This window comes from Nonomuraea sp. NPDC003707 (assembly GCF_053587055.1).
This window is the reverse complement of sequence record NZ_JBSFNK010000005.1, coordinates 381,785-406,873: the sequence shown is the minus strand read 5'-3', so window position 1 is coordinate 406,873 and position 25,089 is coordinate 381,785. Positions and strand designations below refer to the sequence as shown.

Below are 25,089 nucleotides of genomic sequence, written 5' to 3'. Positions count from 1 at the left end.
CAGCGGCGTTTGTCACAGAAAGGGCTCCGTCGTCCCGGCGGGGCCCTTTCTCGTCATTTCAGCGCGCCGAGCGGGGAGTCGTAGCCGATCCACTCCTCGCCCCCGAAGTCGGCGCTCTTGCCCGACCGGACGTCCACCTTGGTCAGGTAGGCGTCCTCGTCGTCCTCGTCGGGCTGGCGTACGAGGACCTCGTCGGCGCTGAGCCAGCGCTCGACCGCGATCACGCCGTAGTCGTCGAGCGCCGTACGGGAGCCGAAGACGCGGCCGGTGCGGGCGTTCATGGTGACGAGCCGCTCGTCGGCCGACACCAGGGCCAGCGTGCGGCCGTCCGGGGAGAGCGCGGCGCCGTACTCGAGGAGACCGGGGTCGACGCGGTAACCGCCCGCGCGGCCCCTCGCGCCCCGGAGCGTGAGGGTGGCGACCGACGCGTGGCCCGGTACGTCGTCCACGTCCACCTCGTCGCTGACCACCCGGGTGCCGTCGTTCCCCACGGCCAGGATCTTGATCTTCGTTCCGCTGACGTGCCGGGTCGCGCCGGTGTCGAAGTCGAGCATCGCGCCGTCGGCGGCGCCGAAGTCGAGGGCGAAGTACCGGCCGTTCGGCGAGGAGGTGATGTGCGGGAGCGTCTCCTCGTGCTTGATGTCGATCTTCTTGACGACGCCCGTCGGCAGGTCGTGCACGACGTACGAGCCGTCGCGGTGCCGGTAGGCCAGGCGGTGGCCGTCCTGGCTGATGGCGAGGGGCAGGGCGATGAGCGTGTCCTCGTCGTAGCCGGCCCGCGCGGCCTGCAGCCGCCACTCCTTGCCCGACAGGGTCGTCAGCCGCCACTGGCCGCAGGGTTGCGGGTCGCCGGAGTCGGAGGAGGCGCCCTCGCAGTAGTCCGTGTACGCGTACCGGACGGCGTCGCCCAGCTTGTCCGGCATCGCCATGGGGACCTCGTCCGGCGGCGTGAGGGCGGTGCTGCCGTCGTCGGCCGCCTTCTCCAGGTTGCCCGCCAGGGTGCTCGCCGCGATCACGACCAGGGCCGCGAACGCGCCGACGGCCCCGGCCGACGCGGCCGCCCACAGGGTGACGCGGAGCCTGCGCCGCCTGCCGATGCGGGTCAGGACGGGCTCGGAGAGGTTGGTGTGCGGCATGCCGGCCGCGATCCGGACCAGGGCGGCACGCAGGCCTGGCTCGTCGGTGTCCGACCCCGGGGTGGGGACTGCCCACGGGGTGGCTTCCGCCTCATGAGCGATGCCCGGCGGATCCTCCGGGGCGACCCACGGCGTCTGGTCCGCCGCCTCCCGCACGTCACCGTCCGTCTCCGGAGACGCGTCACCGTCCGGCTCCGAGGGCGCGTCACCACCCGTCCCCGAGGGTGCGTCGCCATCCGGGTCCGGAGGCGGGGCGTCATCCGGCCCTGGAGACGGGGCATCGCCTGGCTCCGGAGGCTCCGGCGTTTCCTCGCGCGTGAAGAGGTCGGGGTGCGCGGCCCGGAGGAGGACGAGGGCCTGGTGCGCCTCCTCGTCCAGGGCGGCGGTCCACAGGCCCGTCACCATGGCCATCTGATCCGGCGGCAGCGCGTCGTGGTAGCGCCCCACGAGCACGGCTCGCGCCGTGGGCGGCAGCGTGGCCAGCGCATGGTCCTCGGGTGCGGGCGGCGGCGCGGCGGCCAGGAAGCGCGCGTACAACTCACGCAGCACCTCCACGGCCGGCTGGCCCCAGCGGATGGTGGACCAGCGGCGGCACGCCGTGACCAGCGCCTCGACCGCCAGCTCGCGGGCCCGGTCCGCGTCACCCGTCAGCAGGTACGCGGTCCGCGCGAACGACGGCGAGTAGTTGGTCAGAAAGATCGGTAAATCGCCAGACTTTTTCACGTATATAACTCCTCGTGGGGTGATCAGGGTACTCGGCAGGGCGGGAAGCCCGGTCGCATGCGGGACCGCAGGCCGGGCATCTTGGAGGTATGCGCCCGTCATCCCCGCGAGCGGGCTCCCGGCTCCTCGCCTCGCTCGCCTGCCTGGCCCTGCTCACCGCCTGCGGCCAGGCCGTCCAGACCGCCCTGCCGCAGCAGCAGCCCGCCGCCACCCGGACGGACCGGCCGGGGCCCGACACGCCGACGAGCACGGCCGAGGTGGACGTCCAGCGCGACGGGATCGAGCCCGCCGTCGTCACGGGCGTCCGGTTCGCCGGTCACGACACGTACGACCGCCTGGTCATCGACCTCAAGGGCAAGGTCCCGGGCTACAGCGTCGAGTGGGTGGACGAATTCGTCGAGGACGGCTCGGGCAAGCCCATGGACGTGAGCGGCGGCGCGTACCTTCAGGTCACGCTCGTCCCCGCGAACGCCCACGACACGAAGGGCAAGCCCACCTGGAAGGGCGGCCCCGTCTTCTCCACCGGCCTGCTCAACCTCACCGACGTCGTCAGGACCGGCGACTTCGAGGGACACGTCGGCATCGGCCTGGTGCTGGCCAGGAAGGCCGCGTTCCAGGTCAAGGAGCAGGGCGGTCCCAGCCGCCTGATCATCGACGTGGCACACTGACGTCGTGGTGAGAAAGATCGAGGGCCCGGCCCGCATACCCGTACCCGGCGGCAAGCTCATCGACGAGCACATCGGCCGCGTCAGCAGCGGCGACGACGGGATCTCCATAGCGCACATGACCGCCCCGCCCGGCTGGGAGGAGCCGCCTCAGCGGCCGCAGTTCATCGAATACACGGTGGTGCTGCGCGGCCTGGTGATGGTGGAGCACGCCGACGGCACGACCGAGGTCGCGGCCGGGCAGTCGGTGGTGACGTCGCCGGGGGAGAGGGTCCGTTACAGCGCAGGTCCCGAGGGTGCCGAGTACATCGCGGTGTGCCTGCCGGCCTTCTCCGCCGAGAGCGCAGGGCGCGACTGAACCGTACGCGAGGGACGCCCTATCATGGCCAGATGAGTCCCACGCTTGACGAGATCCGGCGGGCTCCCAAGGTGCTGCTGCACGATCACCTCGACGGCGGGCTCCGCGCCGAGACGATCGTCGAGCTGGCCAGGGAGACCGGCTACGATCGGCTGCCCACCGACGACCCCGACCGCCTGCGCCACTGGTTCGAGGAGGCGGCCGACTCCGGCTCGCTCGAGCGCTATCTGGAGACGTTCGCCCACACCGTGGGGGTCATGCAGACGCGCGAGTCGCTCGTCCGCGTGGCCGCCGAGTGCGCTCAGGACCTCGCGGCCGACGGCGTGGTCTACGCCGAGGTGCGGTACGCGCCCGAGCAGCACACCACGCGCGGGCTGAGCCTCGACCAGGTGGTCGAGGCGGTGCTCGAAGGGTTCAAGCAGGGCTCGGAGGGGCGCGGGATCCGGGTCGGCACGCTCCTGACGGCCATGCGGCACCAGGCGCGGTCCATGGAGATCGCCGAGCTGGCCGTGCGCTACCGCGACGTGGGCGTGGTGGGGTTCGACATCGCGGGGGCCGAGGCGGGCTACCCGCCCACGCGGCATCTCGACGCGTTCGAATACCTCCAGCGGGAGAACGCCCACTTCACCATCCACGCGGGCGAGGCGTTCGGGCTGCCGTCGATCTGGCAGGCGATCCAGTGGTGCGGCGCCGACCGGCTCGGCCACGGCGTACGGATCATCGACGACATCTCCGTGTCCGAGGACGGCTCCGCCAAGCTGGGACGGCTGGCCGCGTACGTGCGTGACAAGCGCATCCCGCTGGAGATGTGTCCCACCTCCAACCTGCAGACCGGGGCCGCCCCGTCGATCGCCCAGCACCCCATCGGGCTGCTGCGGCGGCTGCACTTCAGGGTCACGGTCAACACCGACAACCGGCTGATGAGCTCGACGAGCGTGTCGCAGGAGTTCGCCAAGCTGGTGGAGGCGTTCGGCTACGGCTGGGACGACCTGCAGTGGTTCACGGTCAACGCGATGAAGTCGGCGTTCCTGCCGTTCGACGAGCGGCTGGCGCTGATCAACGGGGTTATCAAGCCGGGGTTCGCGCAGCTCAAGTGGCAGCCGTGAAACAGACCTACCGGTCCAAGACCGCGTTCGTGCTCGCCTGGGTGTGGCTGGCCTTCGTCGCGTTCAACGTCTGGGACCTGATCGCCCACTACACCGGCAAGTCGTCGCTGGTGGCGCTGGCCGTGCTCGGCGCGCTGACCGCGCTGGTCTACGTGATCGCGATGCGCCCCGCCACCGTGTTCACGGAGGCGGGGCTGATCGGGCGCAACCCGCTGCGCACGACGTTCCTGCCGTGGGCCTCGATCGAGGACGTGACGGTGTCCCACTCGATCAACGTCGAGTACGGCGAGGAGCGGGTGCTGCGGTTGTGGACGCCGATGAGCAGCGCGCGGGAGCGGGCCAGGGCGCAGCGGCGCGGGGCGCCCAGGCAGCAGCGCGGACGCTTCAGCGCCGAGCCCACGCTGTCGAAGGCCGAGCAGGCGGCCGTGGAGGCGTTCGCGGGCAAGACGCACGCCGACTGGGTGGGCGACCAGATCCGCGACCGCGCCGAGTCGGCCAGGCGCCGTGAGGAAGAGGCGGCGCCGGCCCGGGTCACGTGGTCCTACGATTCCATCGCGGTGCTGGCGGCGGCGGTGGTCCTGCTGGTGGTGGCGATCGTCATCGCCTAGCCCGGTTGACGAAGCGGGACATGCCCTCCTGGGCGATGCCCGACTCCTCGACCTGCTTGGCGGCCTCCGTCTCCCTCTCGAAGGCGCGCTCGACCTCGTCCTGGGACGGCCTGAGAAGTGCCAGGTGGACCGCTGTGGCCGTGCCCGGCCGGGTCCAGTGGCGTACGCGTTCGGTCGCCGCGTCCAGCAGCCGCTCCTGGGGGACGATCTCGTCCAGCAGGCCCGTGGCCAGGGCCTGCTCGGCGGTCATCCGGGTCGAGTCGAGCACCAGCTTCAGCGCCCTGGCGCCCACCAGGCGGGGGAGCAGGTAGCTGGCGGCGTTCGAGACGGACAGGCCGATGTGGTTCTCCGGCAGGAAGTACTCGGTCGCCGGGGTGCCGATGCGGGTGTCGAAGCACAGCGTCCACTCGGCGGCCCCGCCCACGGCCAGGCCGTTGACCGCCGCCACGACGGGGACCCGCGTCTCCAGCACCGCCCTGGTCATGTCGTGGAAGAGCTCCACCTCCTCGACCAGCGACTTTCCGGCGGCCTCGTGGATGTCCTCCCCGGCCGAGAACGCCCGGCCGGTGCCGGTGACCACGATGCCCCTGACGTCCTCGCCGCACGCGCGGATCGCGGTCGCGAGGTCGCGGCGCATGCCCGCGGTGAGGGCGTTGAGCTTCTCGGGGCGCGCGAGCGTGATGAGGGCCACCCCGTCGCGTTCGGTCACTTCGATCATGCTCTCTCCTTGGGGATCGCGATGGCGGGGGCGGCGCGCTGGTCTTTCTTGGGATCGAGGAGATGGCGCTTCTCGATGCGGGACGACGGGGTGAGCGTGAACTCCGCCACGAACTCCACGTACTCCGGGATCTTGAAGCGGGCCAGCCGCTCCCTGGCGTGGCCGATGATGCTCCCGGCCGTCCCGGCGTCGGGGATGTGTCCCGGGCGGAGCTGGATGAAGGCCTTGGGCAGCTCGCCGAACAGGTCGTCCGGAACGGGCACCAGCGCGGCCTGGAGGACTGCGGGGTGCTCGGTGAGCACGCCCTCCACCTCGGCGCACGAGATGTTCTCGCCGCCCCTGCGCACCATGTCCTTCAACCGCCCGGAATGGTGGATGTAGCCGTACTCGTCGCGGAAGCCGAGGTCGCCCGTGTGGTACCAGCCGTCCCTGAACGCGTGGGCGGTGGCCTCCGGGTGGTTCCAGTAGCCGTTCATCATGGGCGTGCCCCTGACCAGGATCTCGCTGGTCTCCTCGTCCAGCGTGACCTCCTTGCCCGGGTACGCGAGCCCCATGGCGCCGGTGCCGACCGTCTCCACGGCGTCGATGGGCACCCCCAGGTCGGGGCCGCTCTCCGTGGATCCGTACAACTCGCGCCATGGCGCGCCCCAGCGCTCCTCGAACGCCCGGTGCAGGTCCGGCCGGATGCCCGAGCAGAGCACGAGGCGCATCCGGTTGTCGCGGTCGTGGGGGTGGGGCGGCTGCTTGTGCAGGAGGAGGGGCATCGAGCCGAGTACGTATGTGAGCGTCGCCCCGTGCTCCCGGACCGAGGCCCAGAAGCCGGAGGCGGAGAAGCGGGGGAGCACGACGAGGGGGATGCCGCCGACGAGGCAGAAGAGGGTGGCCCACTGGGGGTCTATGTACGAGTACGGCTGGGCGATCAGCATGACGTCGTCGTCGCGCAGGCGGACCTGGTCGGCGATGAGCCGGGCGGTCCTGAGCCAGTAGGCGTGGGTGAGCATGCAGGCCTTGGGGAAGCCGGTGGTCCCCGACGTGTACTGAAAATTCGCGATTTCGTGGGTCAAAGCCGGACGCTTGTCACGGGACTCGGCGTCGAGGACGTAGACCGTACCCGGGATGTGCGGGGCGTGCTCGTCGGTGGTCAGGGTGGCCACGGCGCCCGAGTCGCGCAGGACGTGCTCCAGGTCGGCGGCCCGGTAGCGGACGTTCACCGGCACGGTGACCGCGCCCGCCTTGAGCACGGCCAGCCAGCTCAGCGGCCAGCCGGGGACGTTGTCCATCATGATCGCCACCCGGTCGCCCGGCCGGACGCCCTTGTCGATCAGCGCGGCGGCCAGGCCGTCGGACCGGGCGTCGGCCTCGGCGAAGGTGAGCGAGGTGTCGGGGAAGCGGAGGAACTCGCGCGTGCCGTACGTGCTAGCGGCGTGCCTCATCAGGTCGGGGATCGTTGCGTGCATCCGGCGGCTCCCACGGGAAGTCGGGCAGCAGGGAGAGGTCGAGGGTGGCCCCGGCCGGGGCGGGCGCGCGGACGGCGGCCAGGCCGATCGTGACGAACTCGGCGCACACCTGCTCCAGCGTGGAGTCCCCGTCGGGGCGGTACCACTCGCTGGTGCCGGTGCACATGGACATCAGGGCGAGGCGGGTCAGCTTCTGGTCGGCGACGCGGAACACGCCCTGGGCGACGCCGTCCGCGAGGGCGTCCTTCCAGTGGGCCTCGTACGCGTCGCGCAGGGCGATGATCTCGTCGTAAGCGGCGGAGCCGGGGGTGAGGGAGCGGAGTTCGCCGTCCATGACGCGGCTGGTCATGGGGCTGAGCGCGTGGACGGAGGTGAGGGAGCCGATCAGCAGGGCCAGGCGGTCGGTGGGGCTGTGGACGTTTTCCAGCATGCGTTCCGTGGCGTCGATCAGCCCTTGCTGTCCGACGCGCATGAGGTCGGCGAGCAGGGACTCCTTGCTCGTCACGTGGTGATATATCCCGGCATTGGTCATGCTGACCGCTTTGGCCAGGTCGCGGATGCTCGTGGCCGCGTAGCCCTGCCGGGCGAACAGCAGCACCGCCGCCGTCCTGATCCGCTGGTTCGCATCCTCGCTGGCGGTCCTACCGAACGTTCGGTCGCCCATGATGGGAAAAATACCCCATGTCTTACGAAATCGCCATAGGTTGACCCTGACACCGTGTCAGGCCGTAGACCTGGAGCCGTCATGTTCAGCATCGGAGATTTCGCCAGGCTCGGACTGGTCTCGGTACGCATGCTGCGTCACTACGACGCCATCGGCCTGTTGCGCCCCGCGCACGTGGACCCCGTCAGCGGCTACCGGTCGTACCAGGCCGCGCAGCTGTCCCGGCTCAACCGCATCGTCGCGATCAAGGACCTCGGCTTCACGCTGGAGCAGGTCAGCGCCATCCTCGACAAGAAGGTGAGCACGGAGGAGCTGCACGGCATGGTGCGGCTGCGCCGCGCCCAGCTCGAAGCCCAGATCAGCGCCGACCTGGCCAGGCTCCGAGGCGTCGAGGCGCGACTGCGCACCATCGAGACGGAAGGGCACATGAGGACAGCCGAAGTCGTGCTCAAGAGGGTGGACCCGGTCCGGGTCGCCGAGCTCAGCGCCAGGGCGGCCAGCTACGAGGGGGAGGACATCGGCCCGGTCATCAAGCCGCTGTTCCGGGAGATCTGCCGCCGGGTGGAGGCCGCCGGGGTGAGCGTCGTGGCTCCCGGCCTGGCCTATTACCTGCCGGACGACGACGGCTCCGTCATGGTGCACACGTGCCTGCCGGTTTCCGTACCGCCCGGCCCCTACGACTTCGAGATCGTCGACCTGCCTCCCATCGAGACCGCGGCCGCGATCATCCACGAGGGGCCGATGGAGGCGGTGGGGCCGACGTTCCAGGCGCTGGCCCACTGGATCGAGGAGAACGGCTATCGCTCCCTGGGCCTGGCCAGGGAGATCTCTCTGCACTGCCCGGAAGACCCGGACGAGTGGGTCACCGAGCTCCAGATCGAAGTGACGTCGGCGTAGCCGATGAGTTTCGACCGCGCGCCCGGTCTGAAGGACGAAGGAGGAACACGACATGCCACAGATCGTCGAATTTCCCGAGCGCCCCTACATCGGGATCCGCAAGACCATCACCATGACCAGCTTCGGCCTGGTCGGGGACCGCATCGGTGGGCTCATCGGCTGGCTCGCCGAGCGCGGGGTGTCCCCGGCCGACGCCCCGTTCTTCAGGTACGACAGCATCAACATGCCGGAGGACCGGCTGGTGGTGCAGGCGGGAGTGCCCGTTCCGGCGCCGGTGGCGGGTGAGGGCGAGATCTTCGCCGACGTCCTGCCCGCGGGCCGCTACGTCACCACCTCCCACCACGGCCACCCGGACCAGCTGAGGAGCGTCATCGCCGGGATGCTGAAGTGGGCCGAGGAGCAGGCCCTGACCTGGGACCTGACCGAGAAGGACGGAACGGAGCACTGGGGCTGCCGCCTGGAGTTCTACAAGACCAACCCCATGGTCGAGCCCGACCTGAACAACTGGGACACCGACCTCCAGTTCCGCCTGGCCTGACCTTCGAGGGGAGGCGGGGTCCGGAGCGGACCCCGTGCTGCGGTCAGCCGTCGATGGCCTGGTAGAGCGTGGTCCAGAAGTCGTTCATCAGCCGCGCCGGGTCCGGGACGGTGTATCCGACCTGGGTGAGCAGGATTCCGGTGAGCCGCTTGGCCGGGTCGGCGTAGGTCGAGGTGCCGCTTCCGCCGTCCCAGCCGAACTGGCCGACGGAGGCGTAGTCGCCCCGGTACGTGCGCACCGCCATCCCCAGGCCCCAGCCGCCCTGCTGCCCCTGGCCGAAGGACACGTGGACGCTGTTGACCGCCAGCGCGTGCCGGGCGGCCTGCTGCTCGGCAGTGAGCCGGTTGGTGGTCATCAACTCCACCGCGGGCCGCGACAGGATCCGCTCGCCGCCGTGCATGCCGCCGTTGAGCAGCATCCGGAAGTAGGCGTGGTAGTCGTCGGCGGTGGAGACCAGCCCGCCGCCGCCGCCCTGGAACGCCGGAGCCTGGTTCCACCGTCCGCCCTTGGCCTCGTCCCACACGAGGAACTCGCCGGTCTGGGGGTCGGGGGCGTACAGGTCCGGCAGCCGGTCGATCTTGTCGTCGGGCACGTGGAAGCCGGTGTCGGTCATGCCCAGCGGCTCGAAGATGCGCTCGCGCAGGAACTCCTCGAACGACCGGCCCGTGACCCGGGAGACCAGCACGCCGACCAGATCGCTGCTGATCTGGTACTGCCAGCACTCGCCGGGCTGATGCATCAGCGGCAGCTCGCCCAGGCGGCGCATCCACTCATCCTGCTCGGGCACCGGCACCGGCAGATTGGGCGTGAGCCCCCGCTCGAAGATCGCGTTCAGGATCGGCGTGCCCAGCGCCGTCATGTCCATGCCGAGCCCGAACGTGGAGGTCAGCACGTCCCGCACGGTGATCGGCCGGCGCGCCGGCACGGTGTCGTCCAGCGGCCCGTCGATCCGCTTGAGCACCTGGCGGTCGGCCAGCTCCGGCAGCCACGCGTCCACCACGTCGTCCAGCCGCAACCGGCACTCGTCCAGGAGCACCATCGCCGCCGCGATCGAGACCGGCTTGGACGTGGAGGCCATCCGGAAGATCGTGTCCCGGCGCATCGGCGCGCCACCGTCATGACGCATCGTCCCGATCGCCTCGACGTGCGTCTCATCGCCCCGGCCGACCAGGGCGACCAGCCCGGGGATCTTCCCGGACTCGACATGCCGCGTCAGCACCTCACGCAGCCTGCGCAGCCCCGCTTCGGAGAAGCCGCTGTTGCTGTGTTCCATCATGAATCTCCTTGCGCAAATCGTTCGGGGATCTCTGAACGACTGCGACACTACATTGCGTTCACTGATCGGTCAACACGCAAAGATAGGTTGTTTGGCTAGCTAGAGCGGTTAATCAGGATCCGCTTTGCAATGACGATGAAGCTGAACGCAAAGGCTGATCAAGATGTGGATTGCAATGAGAATCCGCGCGAATGCATACTGTGCAGCGGGGCCGCACGGCGAGCGACAGGAGACGAGCACCGATGCCCGGAGGCAGACTCACCAACGAGGACCGTCAGCACATCGCCGCGGGGCTGGCCGAGGGGCTCGGATACGCGGAGATCGGCCGGCGTCTGGAGCGGCCCGCCTCGACCATCATGCGGGAGGTCACCCGCAACGGCGGACCCGACGATTACGGGGCGGAGCGGGCGCACGAGGCCACCCGGCATCGCGCGCGCCGTAACAAGCAGGCTCAGCCTCCGGCGTCGCCGATCCCCGACGGCGGCCACGGGCGTGACCCGCAAGAGGTGCGGGACTTCACGGAGTCCTTCACCGCCCTCCTCGTCCAGCAGGGGCTGCCCCAGATGATGGCGAGGGTGCTGGCCTGCCTGTACATCACCGACTCCGGCACCCTCACCGCCGCTGACCTGGTCCAGCGGCTACGCGTCAGCCCGGCGTCGGTCTCGCACGCCGTCGCCTTCCTCGAACAGCAGGGAATGCTCAGGCGGGAACGGGTCCCCGGCAGGCGGCGCGAACGCTATGTCATCGACGACGAGATCTGGCTCCGGTCCATGCTCGCAGGCCTGCAGATGAACGAGGCCCTCGCGGCCGCGTCGCGGCGCGGAGCCGAGGTTCTCGGGGCGGCGACCCCGGCGGGCGTCCGCTTCGAGTCCTCCGCCGAGCTCCTTCACCTCGTGAGCGAGGCCTTCCGGCAGGTCATGGAGCAGTGGCGGCAGGGCCAGGCCGCCCGGCACCCGGGCGCCCTGACCCCACGGGACGAAACTCCTCCAGGTCCGCGGTAGCTTCAGAGGCCCAGGCCGGCCGCCAGGTCGGCCTTCAGGGCGGCGAGATCGCGGGCCGCCTGCTCGCGGGCCTGCGCGACCTCCCCCGTCACCGGCACCACGACCTCCAGATAGCACTTCAGCTTGGGCTCCGTGCCCGAAGGGCGGACGACCACGCGGCCGTCCCCCGACAGCAGGTATCGCAGCCCGTCCGTGGGCGGCAGGCCGCCGTCGCCCTTCGCCAGGTCGTCCGTACGCGTCACCGCCCGGCCGCCCAGCGCGGTCGGAGGGTGGGCGCGCAGGCGGGTCATGGCGTCGGCGATCAGCGACAGGTCGGACACCCGGAAGGAGAGCTGGGACGTCGCGTGCAGCCCGTAGCGGCGGGCCTGGTCGTCCAGGAGGTCCAGCAGCGTACGGCCGGAGCGCTTGGCCGCCGCGGCGACGGCCGCGACCGTGAGGGCCGCCCCGATCCCGTCCTTGTCCCGGACCGGCAGGCCCGCGTCGGAGCCGACGCTGTAGCCGATGGCCTCCTCGTAGCCGAAGACCAGCCCCGGACCCGCCTTGATGATCCACTTGAAGCCCGTCAGCGTCTCGCCGTAGCGGACCCCGTGCGCCCGGGCGATCTTGCCCAGCAGGGTCGAGGAGACGATGGTGGTGGCCACCATGCGGTCGCCGGCGGTCTGCGTGATCACGTGCTCGGCCAGCAGGCCGCCGACCTCGTCGCCGGTCAGCATGCGGCACGTCCCGTCCGGCAGCGGGACCCCCACCGCGCACCTGTCGGCGTCCGGGTCGTTGGCCAGGACCAGGTCGGCGTCCAGCTTGGCGGCCAGCGCGATGGCCAGGTCCATCGCGCCGGGCTCCTCCGGATTGGGGAAGGAGACCGTCGGGAAGTCGGGGTCGGGGTCGCGCTGCTCCTCGACGGCCACCGGAGTCTCGAAGCCGGCGGCCAGGAACGCGCCGGTGAGCGTGGCGGCGCCCACGCCGTGCAGGGGCGTGTACGCCACGCGCAGGTCGCGGGCCTCACCCAGGGGCAGGGCGGTCACGGCGGCGAGGTAGTCGTCGACGATGCCCTCGCCGAGCTCCGTCAGCGTGCCGGGCCCGTTCAGCGGGAGCCGGTCCACCCGGCCGACGGCGTCGATGGCCGCCGAGATCTCGCCGTCGACCGGGGGCACGATCTGGGAGCCGTCGCCCCAGTAGACCTTGTAGCCGTTGTCGCGCGGCGGGTTGTGGCTGGCGGTGACCGTGACCCCGGCGTCCGCGTCGAGGTGGCGTACGGCGAAGGCCAGCACGGGCGTGGGCAGCGGACCCGGCAGGAGGGACGCGTGCAGCCCGGCGCCCGTCAGGACGGCGGCCGTGTCACGGGCGAACACGTCGGACTTGTGGCGGGCGTCGTAGCCGACGACCACGTGCTTGCCCGGCCCGAGGACCCGGGCCAGGCCCGCGGCGGCGCGCATGACGGTGACGCGGTTCATCCGGTTGGGACCCGCGCCCAGCTCTCCCCGCAGGCCCGCCGTGCCGAACTCCAGCTTGGCCCCGAACCGGTCGCGCAGGGCCTCCAGGTCGCCGCCGTCCAGGAGCCGGGAGAGCTCGTCACGGGTCTCCGGGTCCGGGTCCTGGGCCAGCCACTCCCGCGCCGCAAGCACCAGATCCTCGCTCACAGCCGGTCCACCACCTTGGCCAGCAGGACGCCCATGCGGGCCGCCGTGGACCGGCCGACCTCCAGGACCTCCTCGTGGTTGAGCGGCTCGCCCGCCAGCCCCGCGCCGGGGTTGGTGACCAGGGAGACGCCGAGCACCTCCAGCTTCGCCTCCCGGGCGGCGATGGCCTCCAGCACGGTGGACATGCCCACCATGTCGCCGCCCAGCGTGCGCAGCATGCGGATCTCGGCCGGCGTCTCGTACGTGGGCCCGCGGAAGGCCACGTACACACCCTCGGAGAGGCTCGGGTCGACCTCGCGCACCAGGTCGCGCAGGCGGCGCGAGTAGACCTCGGTGAGGTCGATGAACGTGGTGCCGGTGATCGGGTTGGCCCCGGTCAGGTTGATGTGGTCGCTGATCAGGACCGGGTCGCCGACGTTCTGCGTCTCGGGGCGCAGGCCGCCGGCGGCGTTGGTGAGCACGAGCGTGCGTACGCCGGCCGCGGCCGCCGTACGCACTCCGTGGACGACCGCGTCCACCCCGAGCCCTTCGTAGAGGTGCGTGCGCCCGAGGAACACCAGCGCGTGCCGCCCCGCCGAGGTGCGCACGACGCGGATCTTGCCGCCGTGCCCCGCCACGGCGGGCGCGCGGAAACCGGGCAAATCGGTGAACGGGACCTCGCTCACCGTCTCGCCGATGGCATCGGCGGCGGGCACCCACCCCGACCCCATGACGAGAGCCACGTCGAAGGTGCCGAGGCCGGTCGCGCTCTTGAGAGCCGCGGCGGCCTCATCTGCCAGGGTGTATGCGTCGTTGGTCACAACTCAGTAGTTTAGGAGCAGCCTGTCCAGCACCCGCACCCCGAACTGCAGGGCGTCCACCGGCACCCGCTCGTCCACGCCGTGGAACATCGAGGCGAAGTCCATGTCGGCGGGCAGCCGCAGCGGCACGAAGCCGAACCCGCGCACCCCCAGGTCCGCGAAGAACGTCTTGTTGTCGGTGCCGCCCGACATGCAGTACGGGATCGCCCGCGCCGCCGGGTCCTCGGCCTTGAGCGCCGCGATCATCGACTCGACCAGCGCCCCGTCGAACGTGGTCTCCAGCGCGATGTCGTGGTGCACGAACTCGCGCCGGATCTTCGGCCCGAGCAGCGAGTCGACGGTCTTGAAGAAGTCCTCCTCGAACCCGGGCAGGAACCGCCCGTCGACCACCGCCGTGGCCTGGCCGGGGATGACGTTCGACTTGTAACCGGCGTCGAGCTGGGTCGGGTTGGTGGTGTTGCGCAGCGTCGCGCCGACGAAGCGGACGAGCGGCCCGATCTTGTCCAGGATCGGCTGCGGATTGTCCTCGTCGAACGGGATCCCGAACGCGTCCGCGACCTCGGTGAGGAACTGCCGCACGGTCGGCGTGTACGTGAGCGGCCAGTCGTGGTCGCCGATCCTGGCCACGGCCTTGGCGATCTCGGTCACGGCGTTGTCGGAGTTGAGCATCGAGCCGTGCCCGGCCGTGCCGTCGGCGATGAGCTTCATCCAGGCCAGGCCCTTCTGGGCCGTCTCGATCAGGTAGAGCCGCAGGGACGGGTCCACCTCCAGCGAGTAGCCGCCGACCTCGCTGATCGACTCGGTGACGCCCTCGAACAGCTCGGGGTGGTTCGCGGTGAGGTACTTGGCGCCGTACACGCCGCCGGCCTCCTCGTCGGCCACCCACGCGAACACGAGGTCGCGGCGCGGCCGGCGCCCGTCGCGCTTGAGCTGGCGCAGCACGGCCAGCATCATCGCGTCCATGTCCTTCATGTCCACGGCGCCGCGGCCCCAGATGTAGCCGTCGCGCACCTCGCCGCCGAAGGGGTCGACGGACCAGTCGGCCGCGTTGGCGGGCACGACGTCCAGGTGCCCGTGCACGAGCAGGGCGGGCAGGGACGGGTCGGTGCCCTCGACCCGGGTGATCACGTTGCCGCGGCCGGGCTCGCTCTCGATGTACTTCGAGTCGATCCCGACCTCGGCCAGCCTGGCCATGACGACCTCGGCCGCGGCCCGCTCGCCGGGGCCCGTGCCGTCCCCGTAGTTGCTGCTGTCCACGCGGATCAGCTCTGCGCAAAGGTCGGCGACTTCGTTCTCGGCAGGTGTCATGGCGTCTTCTCCCAACGGTGATCCAACGTGAGCAATCCGGACTTGTGGAGGTGGCCGCGCTTGTAGGCGCGGGTGATCAGGGTGAGGTCGCTGTCGGCGATCTCGTCATACTGCCCGACGACGCCGGTCATGAAGCGGTAGAGGTCGGCCTCGTGCGCGGCCACGACCTGCACGATGAGGGAATGGGTGCCTGAGGTGGCGGCGCAGTAACGCACGCTCGGGTGCCCGGCCAGCCGCTGCCCGACCAGGTCCAGCCCGTACGGCCGGACTTTCAGCCACAGCATGGCCTCGACCTCGAGCCCGAGCAGCGCGGGCTCCACCTCGGCCCGCGGCAGCAGCAGCCGCCGCTCGATCAGCGAGGTCACCCGCCTGCGCGCGGTCGGCACGGAGACGTCGAGGCGCTCGGCGACGGTGGTGAAGGCGATCCTGCCGTCGGCGGCGAGCAGCCGGGCGATCTCCTCCTCCAGAGGCGACAGGCCCTCCTCGTCGGGCATGCACTCGGGGGGCGGCGCGGGTCGCAGTTCGAGCACCTCCTCCTCGCTGAGGTACGGCGCGTGCCACTCGGCCACGGTCCTGAACGTGTGGAGCACGACCTGAGCCTGCGTCTGCCGCACGCCGTAGATTTCGGACATCTGCGTGGACAGTACGTGATGCAGATCCTCGCGGGACGGGGAGACCAGCTCGCAGCCGATGTCGGCGGCGCCGGTCAGCGCGTAGACCGAGCGCGTGTCGGGCCGGTCGGCCAGCGCCTCGGCCACCTTGCCCGCCGTGCCGGGGCGCACCTGGACGTGCAGGTGGACGGGCCGCCCGTGGCCGGTGCGCAGGTCGTCGTAGATGGCCGTGACCCGGACGATCCCCTCGGAGATCAGGCGCTGCAGCCTCCTGGCGACCGTACGTTCGTGCTCACCGACGACCCTGCCGATCTCGCCCCACGAGGCGCGCGGGCTGACCTGGAGCGCGGCGACGAGGCGCCGGTCGAGAACGTCCACCTGCAACCTGTTCTGTGTCGGGTTTGTAAATATCTGGCCAGAGATTTGACTGTTTCGGTCGTCCAACTGCACAGTAAGCCATCTCCGCACTTTGCAGCAAAGGAGCCCCCCGTGGCGACCTCCCCCGTGGCGCATTCGCCAGTCGGCATCCCCAAGAGCCGTGTCCGCCAGCTCACGGCGGCCAGCATCGGCAACGTGGTCGAGTGGTACGACTGGTACGCCTACACCGCCCTCGCGACGGTCTTCTCCGTCCAGGTCTTCCCGAAGGACGCCGGGGGCCTGGTGCCCTTGCTGAGCACGTACGGTGTCTTCGCCGTCGGCTTCTTCATGCGCCCGCTGGGCGGCCTGCTGGTCGGCTCGTTCGCCGACAGGTTCGGGCGCAAGGCCGCGATGACGTTCACGATCGTGCTGATGGGCGCCGGTTCGCTGCTGGTGGGCGTGACTCCGACGTACGAGGCCGTGGGCCTGCTGGCGCCGGTCCTCCTCACCCTGGCCCGCCTCATCCAGGGGCTGTCGGTGGGCGGCGAGTTCGCCGCCGCGACCACGTTCCTGGTGGAGTCGGCTCCGACCGGCCGCCGTGGCCTGTTCTCGAGCTTCCAGTACGTCAGCACCACCATCGGTCAGCTGCTGGCCCTCGGGCTGTCCGCACTGCTGGCCGCCAACCTGGACAAGGCCGACCTGTCCTCCTTTGGCTGGCGCATCCCGTTCATCGTGGGCGCCGTGCTCAGCCTCGTCGGCCTGTGGATCCGCAAGGGCGCGGACGAGACCTCGGCCGTCGCGGAGGAGATCCAGCGCGGTGAGGTCAAGCGGCCGAAGCTGTTCGAGTTCCTGGTGGGCTACCCGAAGGAGGCCGCCACGATCGTCGGCATCACCGTCGCGGGCACCGTGGCGTACTACACCTGGACGACCTTCCTGCCGACCTACGCGCAGATCACGGTCGGCTTCGACGTGGCGGAGTCGCTCGAGATCGGCACGATCTCGCTGCTGTTCTTCATGGTGCTCCAGCCGCTGCTCGGCATGCTGTCGGACCGCATCGGGCGCAAGCCCATGCTGATCACCTTCGGCGCCGCCTTCGTGATCCTGCCGGTGCCGCTGCTCAGCATGCTGGGCAACTCGTTCGGGAGCCTGTTGACCGTGCAGCTGATCGGCATGTTGTTCCTCGGCTGCTTCACCTCGATCTCGGCCGCGGTGAACTCCGAGCTCTTCCCGACGAGGGTGCGCGCGGCCGGCGCGGGCTTCCCGTACTCGCTGACCGTGGCGCTCTTCGGCGGCACCGCCCCGCTCATCGGCACCGCGCTCAAGGACGCCGGGAACGTCGGGGTGTTCCCCTATTACATGTCGGCGCTGGCGCTGATCTCGACGCTGGTCTACATCTTCGTGCTGAAGGAGACCAAGGACCAGCCGCTGCGTTAACCGCCGTACGAGGTGCAGGGGCGCTCCCGCAACTCCTTGACGTAGTCGTCGGGGGCGCCCGCCCGCTCCGCCGCCTCGGCCAGGCTGCCGAGGTAGCGGGCCGACGGCAGGCCGCCCTCGTAGCCGTCGAGCACGTAGAACCAGGCCACGACCTCCCCGTCGAGGGTCTGCACCCGCAGCCGCACCTTGTGGTACGCCCCGCGCAGCGCGCCCTCCCACTGGTCGAGCGAGGTCTCCTCCCAGTCGGGCACGTCATAGAGCACCACGAACACGTGCTCGTCGGGATCCTCGACGATCGTGGCGATCGCGCCCTCCCAGGTGGGGTCGCTGCCGCCGAAGGTCAGCCGCCAGCCCGTCAGCCAGCCGACGCCCCAGATGGGGGAGTGCGGCGCGCGCATGGCCATCTGCTCGGGGTCCATGTTCGAGCCGTACGCGGCATAAAGCCTGGGCTCATTCGGCTTTCCTGCAGGACCTGAAAGCCACGCCACGGTCCACCCCTCTCGGCGGGTGCTGCACGTCATCCAGCTACCGCGCCATCCTGCCACGCTGGGCGGCCGAGTCGGTCCATCACTACGGATGTGGGGACGACGTGTCACCCCTCCGTCACCGAGCGGCATGATACCAGCCATCATGATCTTGAACCTTTTATCCGGCGTGTGCGGGTGGCAACGGCCCAGTTGCAGCCTTACCGAGACCATGCGGGACAATGGGTTACGTGACGAGGATCGTGATCATCGGTGGCGGACCCGGCGGCTATGAAGCGGCGCTGGTGGCCGCGCAGCTAGGCGCGCAAGTCACCATGATCGAGCAGGACGGCCCGGGCGGCGCGTGCGTGCTGACCGACTGCGTGCCGTCCAAGACGCTGATCGCGACCTCGGTCCGCAAGCAGGCGCTGCTCGACGCGCCGTCCCTGGGCGTGGCGTTCTCCGGCGGGCCCGACGGGGACGCGGGCGTGGTCGGGGTCGATCTGCCGCTGGTCAACAAGCGCGTGAAGGAGCTGGCCCAGGCCCAGTCCGCCGACATCGCCACCCGGGTCGAGGCCGAGGGCGTCGAGATCATCAGGGCGCGCGGGCGGCTGGTCGACCCGCAGGTGGTCCGGGCGGGCGACCGTACGATCAAGGCCGAGGTCGTGATCGTGGCCACCGGCGCGACGCCGCGTGTGCTGCCCGGCGCCGAGCCCGACGGCGAGCGCATCCTCACCTGGCGCCAGCTCTACGACCTGGAGGAGCTGCCCGAGCACCTGATCGTGGTCGGCTCGGGCGTGACGGGCGCGGAGTTCGCGGGCGCGTACCGCTCGCTCGGCTCGGAGGTCACGCTGGTCTCCAGCCGCGACCGGATGATGCCCAACGAGGACGCCGACGGCGCCGAGGTCCTCGAAGAGGTCTACCGCCGCCGCGGCATGAACGTCATGGGCCGCTCGCGCGCCGCCTCCGTCAAGCGCACGGCCGACGGCGTGGTCGTGACTCTGGAGGACGGCCGCACGGCCGAGGGGACCCACGCGCTGATGACGGTCGGCATGATCCCCAACACCGCCGGCATCGGCCTGGAGGAGGCCGGGGTCCAGCTCGACAAGGGCGGCTTCATCAAGGTCGACAAGGTCTCGCGCACGGCCGCGCCCGGCGTCTACGCGGCCGGCGACTGCACGGGCGTGCTCATGCTGGCCTCGGTGGCGGCCATGCAGGGGCGCATCGCCGTCTGGCACGCGCTCGGGGAGGCCGTCCAGCCGCTGCGGCTGGCCACGGTGGCCTCCAACATCTTCACCGACCCGGAGATCGCGGCCGTCGGGGTCGCCCAGCGGTCCATCGAGGCGGGCGAGATCGAGGCCAACGTCGTCAAGCTGCCCCTGGCCACCAACGCGCGGGCGAAGATGCAGGGGTTCAACGACGGCTTCGTCAAGCTGTTCTGCCGCCCGCACACCGGGATCGTGCTGGGTGGCGTGGTGGTGGCGCCGCGCGCTTCCGAGCTGATCCTGGCGGTGTCGGTGGCGGTGCAGCAGCGGCTGACCGTCGACCAGCTCGCGCACACGTTCGCCGTCTACCCGTCGCTCTCGGGCTCCATCACCGAGGCCGCCCGCCGCCTCATGCAGCCGGGCCACGCCATCTGACCCCTTCAGCTCTCCTTGGCGAGGCGATCGGCCTGCGCGCGGCCCACTTCGGCGGCTCGGCGCAGGTAGTCGGCGATGACGGTCAGCTCCGGGTCGCTGTACCGCTCCAGCACCTCGCTGAACGCCTTGCCCGGTAGGTCCCAGGCCGCGCCGATCCTCTCCCGCGCCGAGGGCGCCAAAGCGACCAGGGCCCGCCTGCGATCGTCCGGGTCCGGGCGCCGCACCACCAGGCCCGCCTTCTCCAGCCGATCCACCAGGCGGGTGGCGGAGCCGGGCGTCAGGCCCGTCAGCCGTGCGATCTCGCCGGTGCTGACCGGCCCCGACTCCAGATCCAGCAGCGCCACGCACTGCAGGTCGGTGGAGTGAATCTGCAGATGGTCGGCCAATGCCTGGTTGAACAGCACGTACGCCGCGTAGTGCCGCTGGCTCTCATCCATGATCTGCTTCAGCGTTTCGGCTCGGTTTGACACCCGACAGTCCCATGCCTCACATTTGTTTGCGTCACACAACTTTTGCGTGATGCAGTTTTTGTGTCACGCTCACATCTTAAGGCATGTACTGATATGACCATCCTTGTTACCGGCGCTCGCGGCGCCGTGGCCACCGAGCTCATCGCCCTCCTGCGTCAGCGCGGCCTGCCCGTCCGCCCCGCCTCAAGCCGTCCGACCGACCCGTCGATCGCCACCTGCGACCTCACCGACCCGGCCACCTTCCCCGGTGTCCTCGCGGGCGTCAGCTCGATTTTCCTGTACGCCGAGCCCTCGCACATCGACGCCTTCGTGAAGGAGGCCGTCACCGCCGGAGTGGAGCACATCGTGTTGCTCTCGTCGTCCGCCGTGCTCGCCCCGGACGCCGAAACCCACCCGCTGGCCAAGCCCCACCTCGACGTCGAGCGGGCCCTGACCGCCGCCCCCGTCCGGAGCACGCTGCTGCGTCCTGGCGCCTTCGCCGGTAACGCCCTGGCCTGGTCCTGGCCCGCCAAGAGCGGTGCCCCGGTGAGCCTGCCCTACCCGGGGTCCTACAACGATCCCGTCCATGAGGCCGACCTCGCCGAAGCGGCCGCCGCCGTCCTGGCCGACCCCGCCCTGAGCGGCAGGGCGTACACGCTGACCGGCCCCGAGGCGATCACCTGCGCCGAGCAGATCGACATCCTCAGCCGCGTGACCGGCCAGGACATCGCCATCCGGAACGTCACCCGCGAGGAGTGGAAGACGGAGATGGCCGACTACGTGTCCGGGCCCGTCGCCGACGCGCTGCTGGACTGGCAGCGCGCGAACGACGGCGTTCCGACCGAGCTCACCACGGACCTCGAGCGGCTGATCGGACGGCCCGGCCGCACGTTCGCCACCTGGGCGCAGGAGCGCGCGGCCGCCTTCAAGCCCTGACGACAGCGCAGGCGTCAGCTCTGCGAACAGATTGAACAAGAGGGCGTCATTGCAAGGTGAGCGGGGTCTCCGATGCGATGCGGGTCAGCTTGTGCGGGTTGCGGACGTAGTAGAGGCCGGTGATGCGTCCGTCCTCGACGCCGATCGCGACGACGCCGTCGATCTCGCCGTCCACGCGGAGAATGAGTGCCGGGCTGCCGTTGACCACGGTGGGCTCACCGGTGAGCGCGACGCCGGCCTTGCCGGGGCCACCGATGATGAAGCGGGCCACCTTGCCGGCGCTGACGATGGGCCGCGGCGCGGCCTGCTTGACGCCGCCACCGTCGCTCACCAGGACGACCTCGGGGGCGAGCACGTCCAGCAGGCCCTGTAGGTCGCCGGCTTCGAGCGCGCGCCGGAACGACTCCAGGGCCGCCCGGGTCTGGTCCGGGGAGACCGCCTCGCGCGGGCGGCGGGCTTCGACGTGCCGGCGGGCCCGGTAGGCGATCTGGCGGACGGCCGCGGGGCTCTTGCCGACGGCGGCCGCGATCTCCTCGTAGTTGACGTCGAAGGCCTCGCGCAGCACGAAGACGGCGCGCTCGGTCGGCGACAGCGTCTCCAGGACGAGCATGAGCGCCATCGACACACTCTCGGCGAGCTCGACGTCCTCGGCCACGTCCGGCGTGGTGAGCAGCGGCTCGGGCAGCCAGGGGCCGACGTACGCCTCCTTGCGGCTCTTCATGCTGCGCAGGCGGTTGAGCGCCTGCCGGGTGGTGATCCGGATCAGGTAGGCGCGCCGGTCGTGCACCTGATCCAGGTCGGCCCTGACCCAGCGCAGCCAGGTTTCCTGCAGGACGTCCTCGGCGTCGGCCGCCGAGCCGAGCATCTCGTAGGCGACGGTGAAGAGCAGGTTCCGGTAGGTGAGGAAGGTCTCGGTCGCTGGGCTGGTGCCGTGCTCGCTCATCTGTTGCCTTTCTCCTACGTGGCCGAGCGCTGGGCGTCGACGGCCGGCGTGCCGTGCGCCTGTGCCGAAAGATCCTGCCAGTCGGCCCAGGTCTTGAGCCGGTCGGCGTAGGCCTGCTGGATCATCGGGTAGAAGCCCTGGCCGAAGAGCACCCGCAGGGGCGGGTTGTCGGAGTCCACGAGCTCGAGGAGTGCCTGGGCCGCGGCGGCCGGGTCTCCGGCGGGCTGCTTTCCGGCGATCGCGCCGAGACGTCGGCGGAGACCGTCGTAGGCCGGGTCGGTCCGGGCCATGTGGCCGTTGGCGAGCGGGTCCGGGTTCCTGCCGGACCTGGTGGCGAAGCCGCCGGGCTCGATGATGGTCACCTTGACGCCGAAGTCGGCGACCTCGCCGGCGAGGGCTTCGTTCAAGCCTTCGAGGGCCCACTTGGAGGCGTGGTACGCGCCACCGAGCGGCATGGCGATGACCCCGGCCGCCGAGGACAGCTGGACGATGTGCCCCGAGCGCTGCTCGCGCAGGTAGGGCAGCGCGGCCTGGACCACCCACACCGCACCGAACAGGTTCGTCTCCATCTGGTCGCGCAGTTGCTGCTCGGTCAGCTCCTCGACGGCGCCGATCTGGGCGTAGCCGGCGTTGTTCACGATGACGTCCAGCCGGCCGAAGTGCTCCTTGGCCCGCTTCACGCTCTCGAAGACGGCGGCCTTGTCGGTCACGTCCATCTCGAGCGGGAGCACCGCGTCGCCGTGGGCGGCGACCAGCTCGTCGAGGCTTGCGGCGGTCCGCGCGGTCGCGGCCACCTTGTCGCCGCGCGACAGGGCGGCCTCGACGAAGTTGCGGCCGAGGCCGCGCGACGAACCGGTGACGAACCAGACCTTGCTCATGATGTCTTTCCGTTCTTTCCGCTGTCCGCTGTTCCACCCCCAAGACACGCGGTCCGGCAGAGACGTAACACCCGCCGGATGTGATCTGTGTCTCTCCTCACTTGCGGATGCGGAAGGGCGGGACCGTTGACGTTTGTTGGTATGGACAGCAAACTAACTCACGAGTTGGCGCAGCCGTTCGTAAGGAGCTTCCATGCCCTATCGCCCCCCATTGGTCGCGCACGAGTACTTCGTCGCGGACCCGCCCGAGCTTCCGGTTCGAGGACGAGGCGAGGGTGGTTTGTCGGCGGTGACCGCCGCGGAGCTGGTCGCGGCCGATGGCGCCGAGGTGATGGTGAAAGCGGTCACCACGGCGGAGGAGACGCTGGTCGTCCAGGTGGGAGTGGCCGGTGAGGGAGTCATCCGGGTGCGATTGTCGGAGGACGCGACCGCCCGGCCGCGCTCGGAAGGGGCCATCTCCCTGGTGACCCCCGGCACGTATCCAGGGGCACGTGCCGGGGTCGCGCCAGGCGAGCCGATCGTGATCGACGCGGGCTCGCTGCGGGCCGAGATCAGCTTGGCGCCGTGGCACCTGAGGTTCACGGACGCGACCGGTAAGACGCTGGTCGAGCAGGATCGGGGGCACACCGACATCAGCGGACGGCTGCGTACGCTGCCCTTCGGCCGCTCCAGCGTCAACGGCGCCCCCGTCGCCTACCACGAGAGCTTCGCCGCCGCGCCCGACGAGGCCTTCAGCGGGTTCGGGGAGTCGTTCACCCGGCTGGACAAGCGCGGCCAGCGCCCGCTCATGTGGAACTTCGACGCGTTCGGCGCCGAGTCGCAGCGCGCGTACAAGAACATCCCCCTGTACGTCTCCAGCAAGGGCTACGGGGTCCTCGTCGACAGCGGGGCCCCGACGGAGTTCGACGTGTGCCAGTCCACGCACAGCGTCGTGCAGATCCTCGTGCCGGACGACGTGATGGACTACTACGTGATCGCCGGGCCGACGCCGCCGGAGGTCCTGGACCGTTACGACCTGCTGACCAGCCGCCCGTCGCTGCCGCCGAAGTGGGCGTTCGGGACGTGGATCTCGTCGGGGTTCTGCGTGGACAGCCAGGAGCGGGTGCTGGCCAGGGCGCGGACGATCAGGGAGCGCGGCATCCCGTGCGACGTGCTGCACCTGGACACCTACTGGCAGAGCGACGGGCACTGGTCCGACCTGCAGTGGGACCCCGTGAACTTCCCCGACCCGGACGCGATGCTGGCCGAGCTCAAGGGGATGGGGTTCCGGGTCTGCCTGTGGATGAATCCGTATATCTCCCACCTGAGCCCCGCCTTCGCGCAGGCATCTGATGCCGGATATTTCTTGAAGAATCGGGCGGGGGAGACGTACGTCGCCGACTGCTGGCACGGGTCGTTCCCGGCGTGCGGGATCGTGGACCTCACCAACCCGCAGGCCGTCGCCTGGTTCCAGGGCCTGCTGCGCGACCTCCTGCGCCAGGGCGTGGACACGTTCAAGACCGACTTCGCCGAGGGCGTGCCCGCCGACTCCGTGGCCTTCAACGGCATGAGCGGCACCGACCTGCACAACGTCTACACCCTGCTGTTCAACGACGCCGTCGCCGCCGTGACCCGCGAGGTGCACGGCCACGACCTGGTCTGGGCCCGCTCCTCGTACCTCGGCGGCCAGCGCCACAGCGCCCAGTGGGGCGGCGACACCTACACCAGCTACGCCGCCATGGGCAGCACGATCAGGGGCGGCCTCGCGCACGGTCTGTCCGGCGTGCCGTTCTGGAGCCACGACGCCGGCGGCTTCACCGGCCGGCCCACCGACGACCTGTACGTGCGCTGGACCCAGTTCGGCGCGCTCTCCCCGCTGCTGCGCCTGCACGGCACGACCACCCGCGAGCCGTGGGAGTTCCCGGCCGTCGAGGAGCAGGCCGTCGGCGCGCTGAAGCTGCGTTACCGGCTGATGCCCTACATCTACACGGCGGCCGTCGAGGCGGCCCGCACCGGCGCGCCCATGATGCGGGCCCTGTGCGTGGACCACCCGGACGACCCGGTGGCCTGGCAGGCCGACCTGCAGTACCTGCTCGGCCGGGACCTGCTCGTCGCCCCCATGACCGCGCCCGAGGGCTCCCGCCAGGTGTACCTGCCGCGCGGCACGTGGGTCGACTACTGGACGGGCGAGGTGCTCGAAGGCTCCCGCTATGTCACGGTCGGCAAGCCGCTCGACCAGATCCCCCTCTTCGTCCGGCACGGCGCGCTCATCCCGGTGGTCACCGACCCAGGGGACACGGTGGACGTGCCGGCCGAGATCACCCTCGTCGCCTTCGGGGGCGGCGACGCGACTGCGGAAATCCACGACGCGGACGGCGTGACGGTCGCCGTCGCCACCAGGGACGGCGATGTGCTGCGCGTCGCCGTCACCGGCCCGAAGCGCGTCACCGGGATCGAGATAGCCCCGGTGGCCGGTGCTCCCGCGCGGGCCGAAATCTCGTAACAC

Annotated in this window: 24 protein-coding genes; 11 read left to right on the top strand and 13 right to left on the bottom strand. The window is 70.6% G+C overall.

Going from position 1 to position 25,089, the window contains the following annotated elements; all coding sequences use genetic code 11:
- Positions 1-53 precede the first annotated feature (53 nt).
- Positions 54-1,859 carry a hypothetical protein gene (locus tag ACWDRB_RS15810; RefSeq protein WP_449894345.1) on the bottom strand — a complete coding sequence of 602 codons (1,806 nt, stop codon included), beginning with the start codon at positions 1,857-1,859 and terminating at the stop codon, positions 54-56.
- Between the two features lie 89 nt (positions 1,860-1,948).
- Here ACWDRB_RS15810 and ACWDRB_RS15805 point away from each other — a divergent pair, with 89 nt between their 5' ends.
- From ACWDRB_RS15805 to ACWDRB_RS15790, 4 genes are read left to right on the top strand one after another with little or no spacing between them, the layout of a single operon-like run.
- Positions 1,949-2,527: an AMIN-like domain-containing (lipo)protein gene (locus ACWDRB_RS15805; RefSeq protein ID WP_449894343.1), complete on the top strand. Its 579-nt coding sequence runs from the start codon at positions 1,949-1,951 to the stop codon at positions 2,525-2,527.
- A 4-nt stretch (positions 2,528-2,531) separates the two neighbouring features.
- Positions 2,532-2,882: a cupin domain-containing protein gene (locus tag ACWDRB_RS15800; protein ID WP_449894340.1), complete on the top strand. Its 351-nt coding sequence runs from the start codon at positions 2,532-2,534 to the stop codon at positions 2,880-2,882.
- A 32-nt stretch (positions 2,883-2,914) separates the two neighbouring features.
- Positions 2,915-3,988, top strand: a complete 1,074-nt coding sequence (locus ACWDRB_RS15795) for an adenosine deaminase (RefSeq protein ID WP_350731313.1) — start codon at positions 2,915-2,917, stop codon at positions 3,986-3,988.
- Entirely contained in the window at positions 3,985-4,596 is a 612-nt protein-coding gene (locus ACWDRB_RS15790; protein WP_449894337.1) for a PH domain-containing protein, read from the top strand. The genes ACWDRB_RS15795 and ACWDRB_RS15790 overlap by 4 nt, the downstream gene beginning before the upstream one ends.
- Here ACWDRB_RS15790 and ACWDRB_RS15785 read toward each other — a convergent pair.
- Genes ACWDRB_RS15785 through ACWDRB_RS15775 form a run of 3 tightly spaced genes read right to left on the bottom strand, consistent with a single transcriptional unit; the run spans position 4,586 to position 7,435 of the window.
- On the bottom strand, positions 4,586-5,314 hold the full coding sequence (locus tag ACWDRB_RS15785) for an enoyl-CoA hydratase/isomerase family protein (protein WP_449894336.1): 729 nt from the start codon (positions 5,312-5,314) through the stop codon (positions 4,586-4,588). The genes ACWDRB_RS15790 and ACWDRB_RS15785 overlap by 11 nt on opposite strands.
- On the bottom strand, positions 5,311-6,771 hold the full coding sequence (locus ACWDRB_RS15780; protein ID WP_449894334.1) for an AMP-binding protein: 1,461 nt from the start codon (positions 6,769-6,771) through the stop codon (positions 5,311-5,313). Before ACWDRB_RS15780 ends, ACWDRB_RS15785 begins: the two co-directional genes overlap by 4 nt.
- Positions 6,731-7,435, bottom strand: a complete 705-nt coding sequence (locus ACWDRB_RS15775) for a TetR/AcrR family transcriptional regulator (RefSeq protein ID WP_449894332.1) — start codon at positions 7,433-7,435, stop codon at positions 6,731-6,733. Before ACWDRB_RS15775 ends, ACWDRB_RS15780 begins: the two co-directional genes overlap by 41 nt.
- Before the next feature lie 81 nt (positions 7,436-7,516).
- On the opposite strand from ACWDRB_RS15775, the gene ACWDRB_RS15770 reads away from it, so the two are divergent.
- Positions 7,517-8,332, top strand: a complete 816-nt coding sequence (locus tag ACWDRB_RS15770) for a MerR family transcriptional regulator (RefSeq protein ID WP_449894330.1) — start codon at positions 7,517-7,519, stop codon at positions 8,330-8,332.
- Positions 8,333-8,384: 52 nt separating this feature from the next.
- Entirely contained in the window at positions 8,385-8,870 is a 486-nt protein-coding gene (locus ACWDRB_RS15765; protein ID WP_449894328.1) for a GyrI-like domain-containing protein, read from the top strand.
- Positions 8,871-8,913: 43 nt separating this feature from the next.
- Here the strand turns inward: ACWDRB_RS15765 and ACWDRB_RS15760 are convergent, their stop codons facing one another.
- On the bottom strand, positions 8,914-10,143 hold the full coding sequence (locus ACWDRB_RS15760) for a serine hydrolase domain-containing protein (RefSeq protein ID WP_449894693.1): 1,230 nt from the start codon (positions 10,141-10,143) through the stop codon (positions 8,914-8,916).
- Between the two features lie 245 nt (positions 10,144-10,388).
- On the opposite strand from ACWDRB_RS15760, the gene ACWDRB_RS15755 reads away from it, so the two are divergent.
- A complete protein-coding gene (locus ACWDRB_RS15755; RefSeq protein WP_449894326.1) occupies positions 10,389-11,147 on the top strand; it encodes a helix-turn-helix domain-containing protein in 759 nt (252 codons plus the stop codon).
- A gap of 2 nt (positions 11,148-11,149) precedes the next feature.
- Here ACWDRB_RS15755 and ACWDRB_RS15750 read toward each other — a convergent pair whose 3' ends face one another.
- Genes ACWDRB_RS15750 through ACWDRB_RS15735 form a run of 4 tightly spaced genes read right to left on the bottom strand, consistent with a single transcriptional unit; the run spans position 11,150 to position 15,881 of the window.
- Positions 11,150-12,784, bottom strand: coding sequence for a phospho-sugar mutase (locus ACWDRB_RS15750; RefSeq protein ID WP_449894324.1), 1,635 nt, complete (start codon positions 12,782-12,784; stop codon positions 11,150-11,152).
- On the bottom strand, positions 12,781-13,584 hold the full coding sequence (locus ACWDRB_RS15745; protein ID WP_449894322.1) for a purine-nucleoside phosphorylase: 804 nt from the start codon (positions 13,582-13,584) through the stop codon (positions 12,781-12,783). Before ACWDRB_RS15745 ends, ACWDRB_RS15750 begins: the two co-directional genes overlap by 4 nt.
- A gap of 3 nt (positions 13,585-13,587) precedes the next feature.
- Positions 13,588-14,892 carry a M20/M25/M40 family metallo-hydrolase gene (locus ACWDRB_RS15740; protein ID WP_350731333.1) on the bottom strand — a complete coding sequence of 435 codons (1,305 nt, stop codon included), beginning with the start codon at positions 14,890-14,892 and terminating at the stop codon, positions 13,588-13,590.
- On the bottom strand, positions 14,889-15,881 hold the full coding sequence (locus tag ACWDRB_RS15735) for an Lrp/AsnC family transcriptional regulator (protein ID WP_449894319.1): 993 nt from the start codon (positions 15,879-15,881) through the stop codon (positions 14,889-14,891). The genes ACWDRB_RS15740 and ACWDRB_RS15735 overlap by 4 nt, the downstream gene beginning before the upstream one ends.
- 111 nt (positions 15,882-15,992) lie before the next feature.
- Between ACWDRB_RS15735 and ACWDRB_RS15730 the strand changes: the two genes are divergently transcribed.
- The gene (locus tag ACWDRB_RS15730) at positions 15,993-17,294 is read left to right on the top strand and encodes an MFS transporter (protein WP_449894317.1); all 1,302 of its coding nucleotides are present in this window, start codon (positions 15,993-15,995) and stop codon (positions 17,292-17,294) included.
- Here the strand turns inward: ACWDRB_RS15730 and ACWDRB_RS15725 are convergent.
- Positions 17,291-17,782, bottom strand: coding sequence for a gamma-glutamylcyclotransferase (locus tag ACWDRB_RS15725; protein ID WP_313044612.1), 492 nt, complete (start codon positions 17,780-17,782; stop codon positions 17,291-17,293). The two genes, ACWDRB_RS15730 and ACWDRB_RS15725, sit on opposite strands and share 4 nt — an antisense overlap.
- Before the next feature lie 227 nt (positions 17,783-18,009).
- On the opposite strand from ACWDRB_RS15725, the gene ACWDRB_RS15720 reads away from it, so the two are divergent.
- Positions 18,010-19,398 carry an NAD(P)H-quinone dehydrogenase gene (locus ACWDRB_RS15720; RefSeq protein WP_449894314.1) on the top strand — a complete coding sequence of 463 codons (1,389 nt, stop codon included), beginning with the start codon at positions 18,010-18,012 and terminating at the stop codon, positions 19,396-19,398.
- Positions 19,399-19,403: 5 nt separating this feature from the next.
- Here ACWDRB_RS15720 and ACWDRB_RS15715 read toward each other — a convergent pair whose 3' ends face one another.
- Positions 19,404-19,835: a MarR family winged helix-turn-helix transcriptional regulator gene (locus ACWDRB_RS15715; RefSeq protein WP_449894312.1), complete on the bottom strand. Its 432-nt coding sequence runs from the start codon at positions 19,833-19,835 to the stop codon at positions 19,404-19,406.
- A gap of 126 nt (positions 19,836-19,961) precedes the next feature.
- On the opposite strand from ACWDRB_RS15715, the gene ACWDRB_RS15710 reads away from it, so the two are divergent.
- Entirely contained in the window at positions 19,962-20,783 is an 822-nt protein-coding gene (locus tag ACWDRB_RS15710) for an NmrA family NAD(P)-binding protein (RefSeq protein WP_449894309.1), read from the top strand.
- A 46-nt stretch (positions 20,784-20,829) separates the two neighbouring features.
- Here the strand turns inward: ACWDRB_RS15710 and ACWDRB_RS15705 are convergent, their stop codons facing one another.
- Together ACWDRB_RS15705 and ACWDRB_RS15700 are read right to left on the bottom strand one after the other, a co-directional pair.
- Positions 20,830-21,726 carry an RNA polymerase sigma-70 factor gene (locus ACWDRB_RS15705; RefSeq protein ID WP_449894307.1) on the bottom strand — a complete coding sequence of 299 codons (897 nt, stop codon included), beginning with the start codon at positions 21,724-21,726 and terminating at the stop codon, positions 20,830-20,832.
- Between the two features lie 14 nt (positions 21,727-21,740).
- Positions 21,741-22,604 carry an SDR family NAD(P)-dependent oxidoreductase gene (locus ACWDRB_RS15700; protein WP_449894305.1) on the bottom strand — a complete coding sequence of 288 codons (864 nt, stop codon included), beginning with the start codon at positions 22,602-22,604 and terminating at the stop codon, positions 21,741-21,743.
- A 193-nt stretch (positions 22,605-22,797) separates the two neighbouring features.
- On the opposite strand from ACWDRB_RS15700, the gene ACWDRB_RS15695 reads away from it, so the two are divergent.
- Positions 22,798-25,086 (top strand): TIM-barrel domain-containing protein, encoded by a 2,289-nt coding sequence (locus ACWDRB_RS15695; RefSeq protein WP_449894303.1) that lies wholly within the window; start codon positions 22,798-22,800, stop codon positions 25,084-25,086.
- The last annotated feature ends 3 nt before the right edge of the window (positions 25,087-25,089 follow it).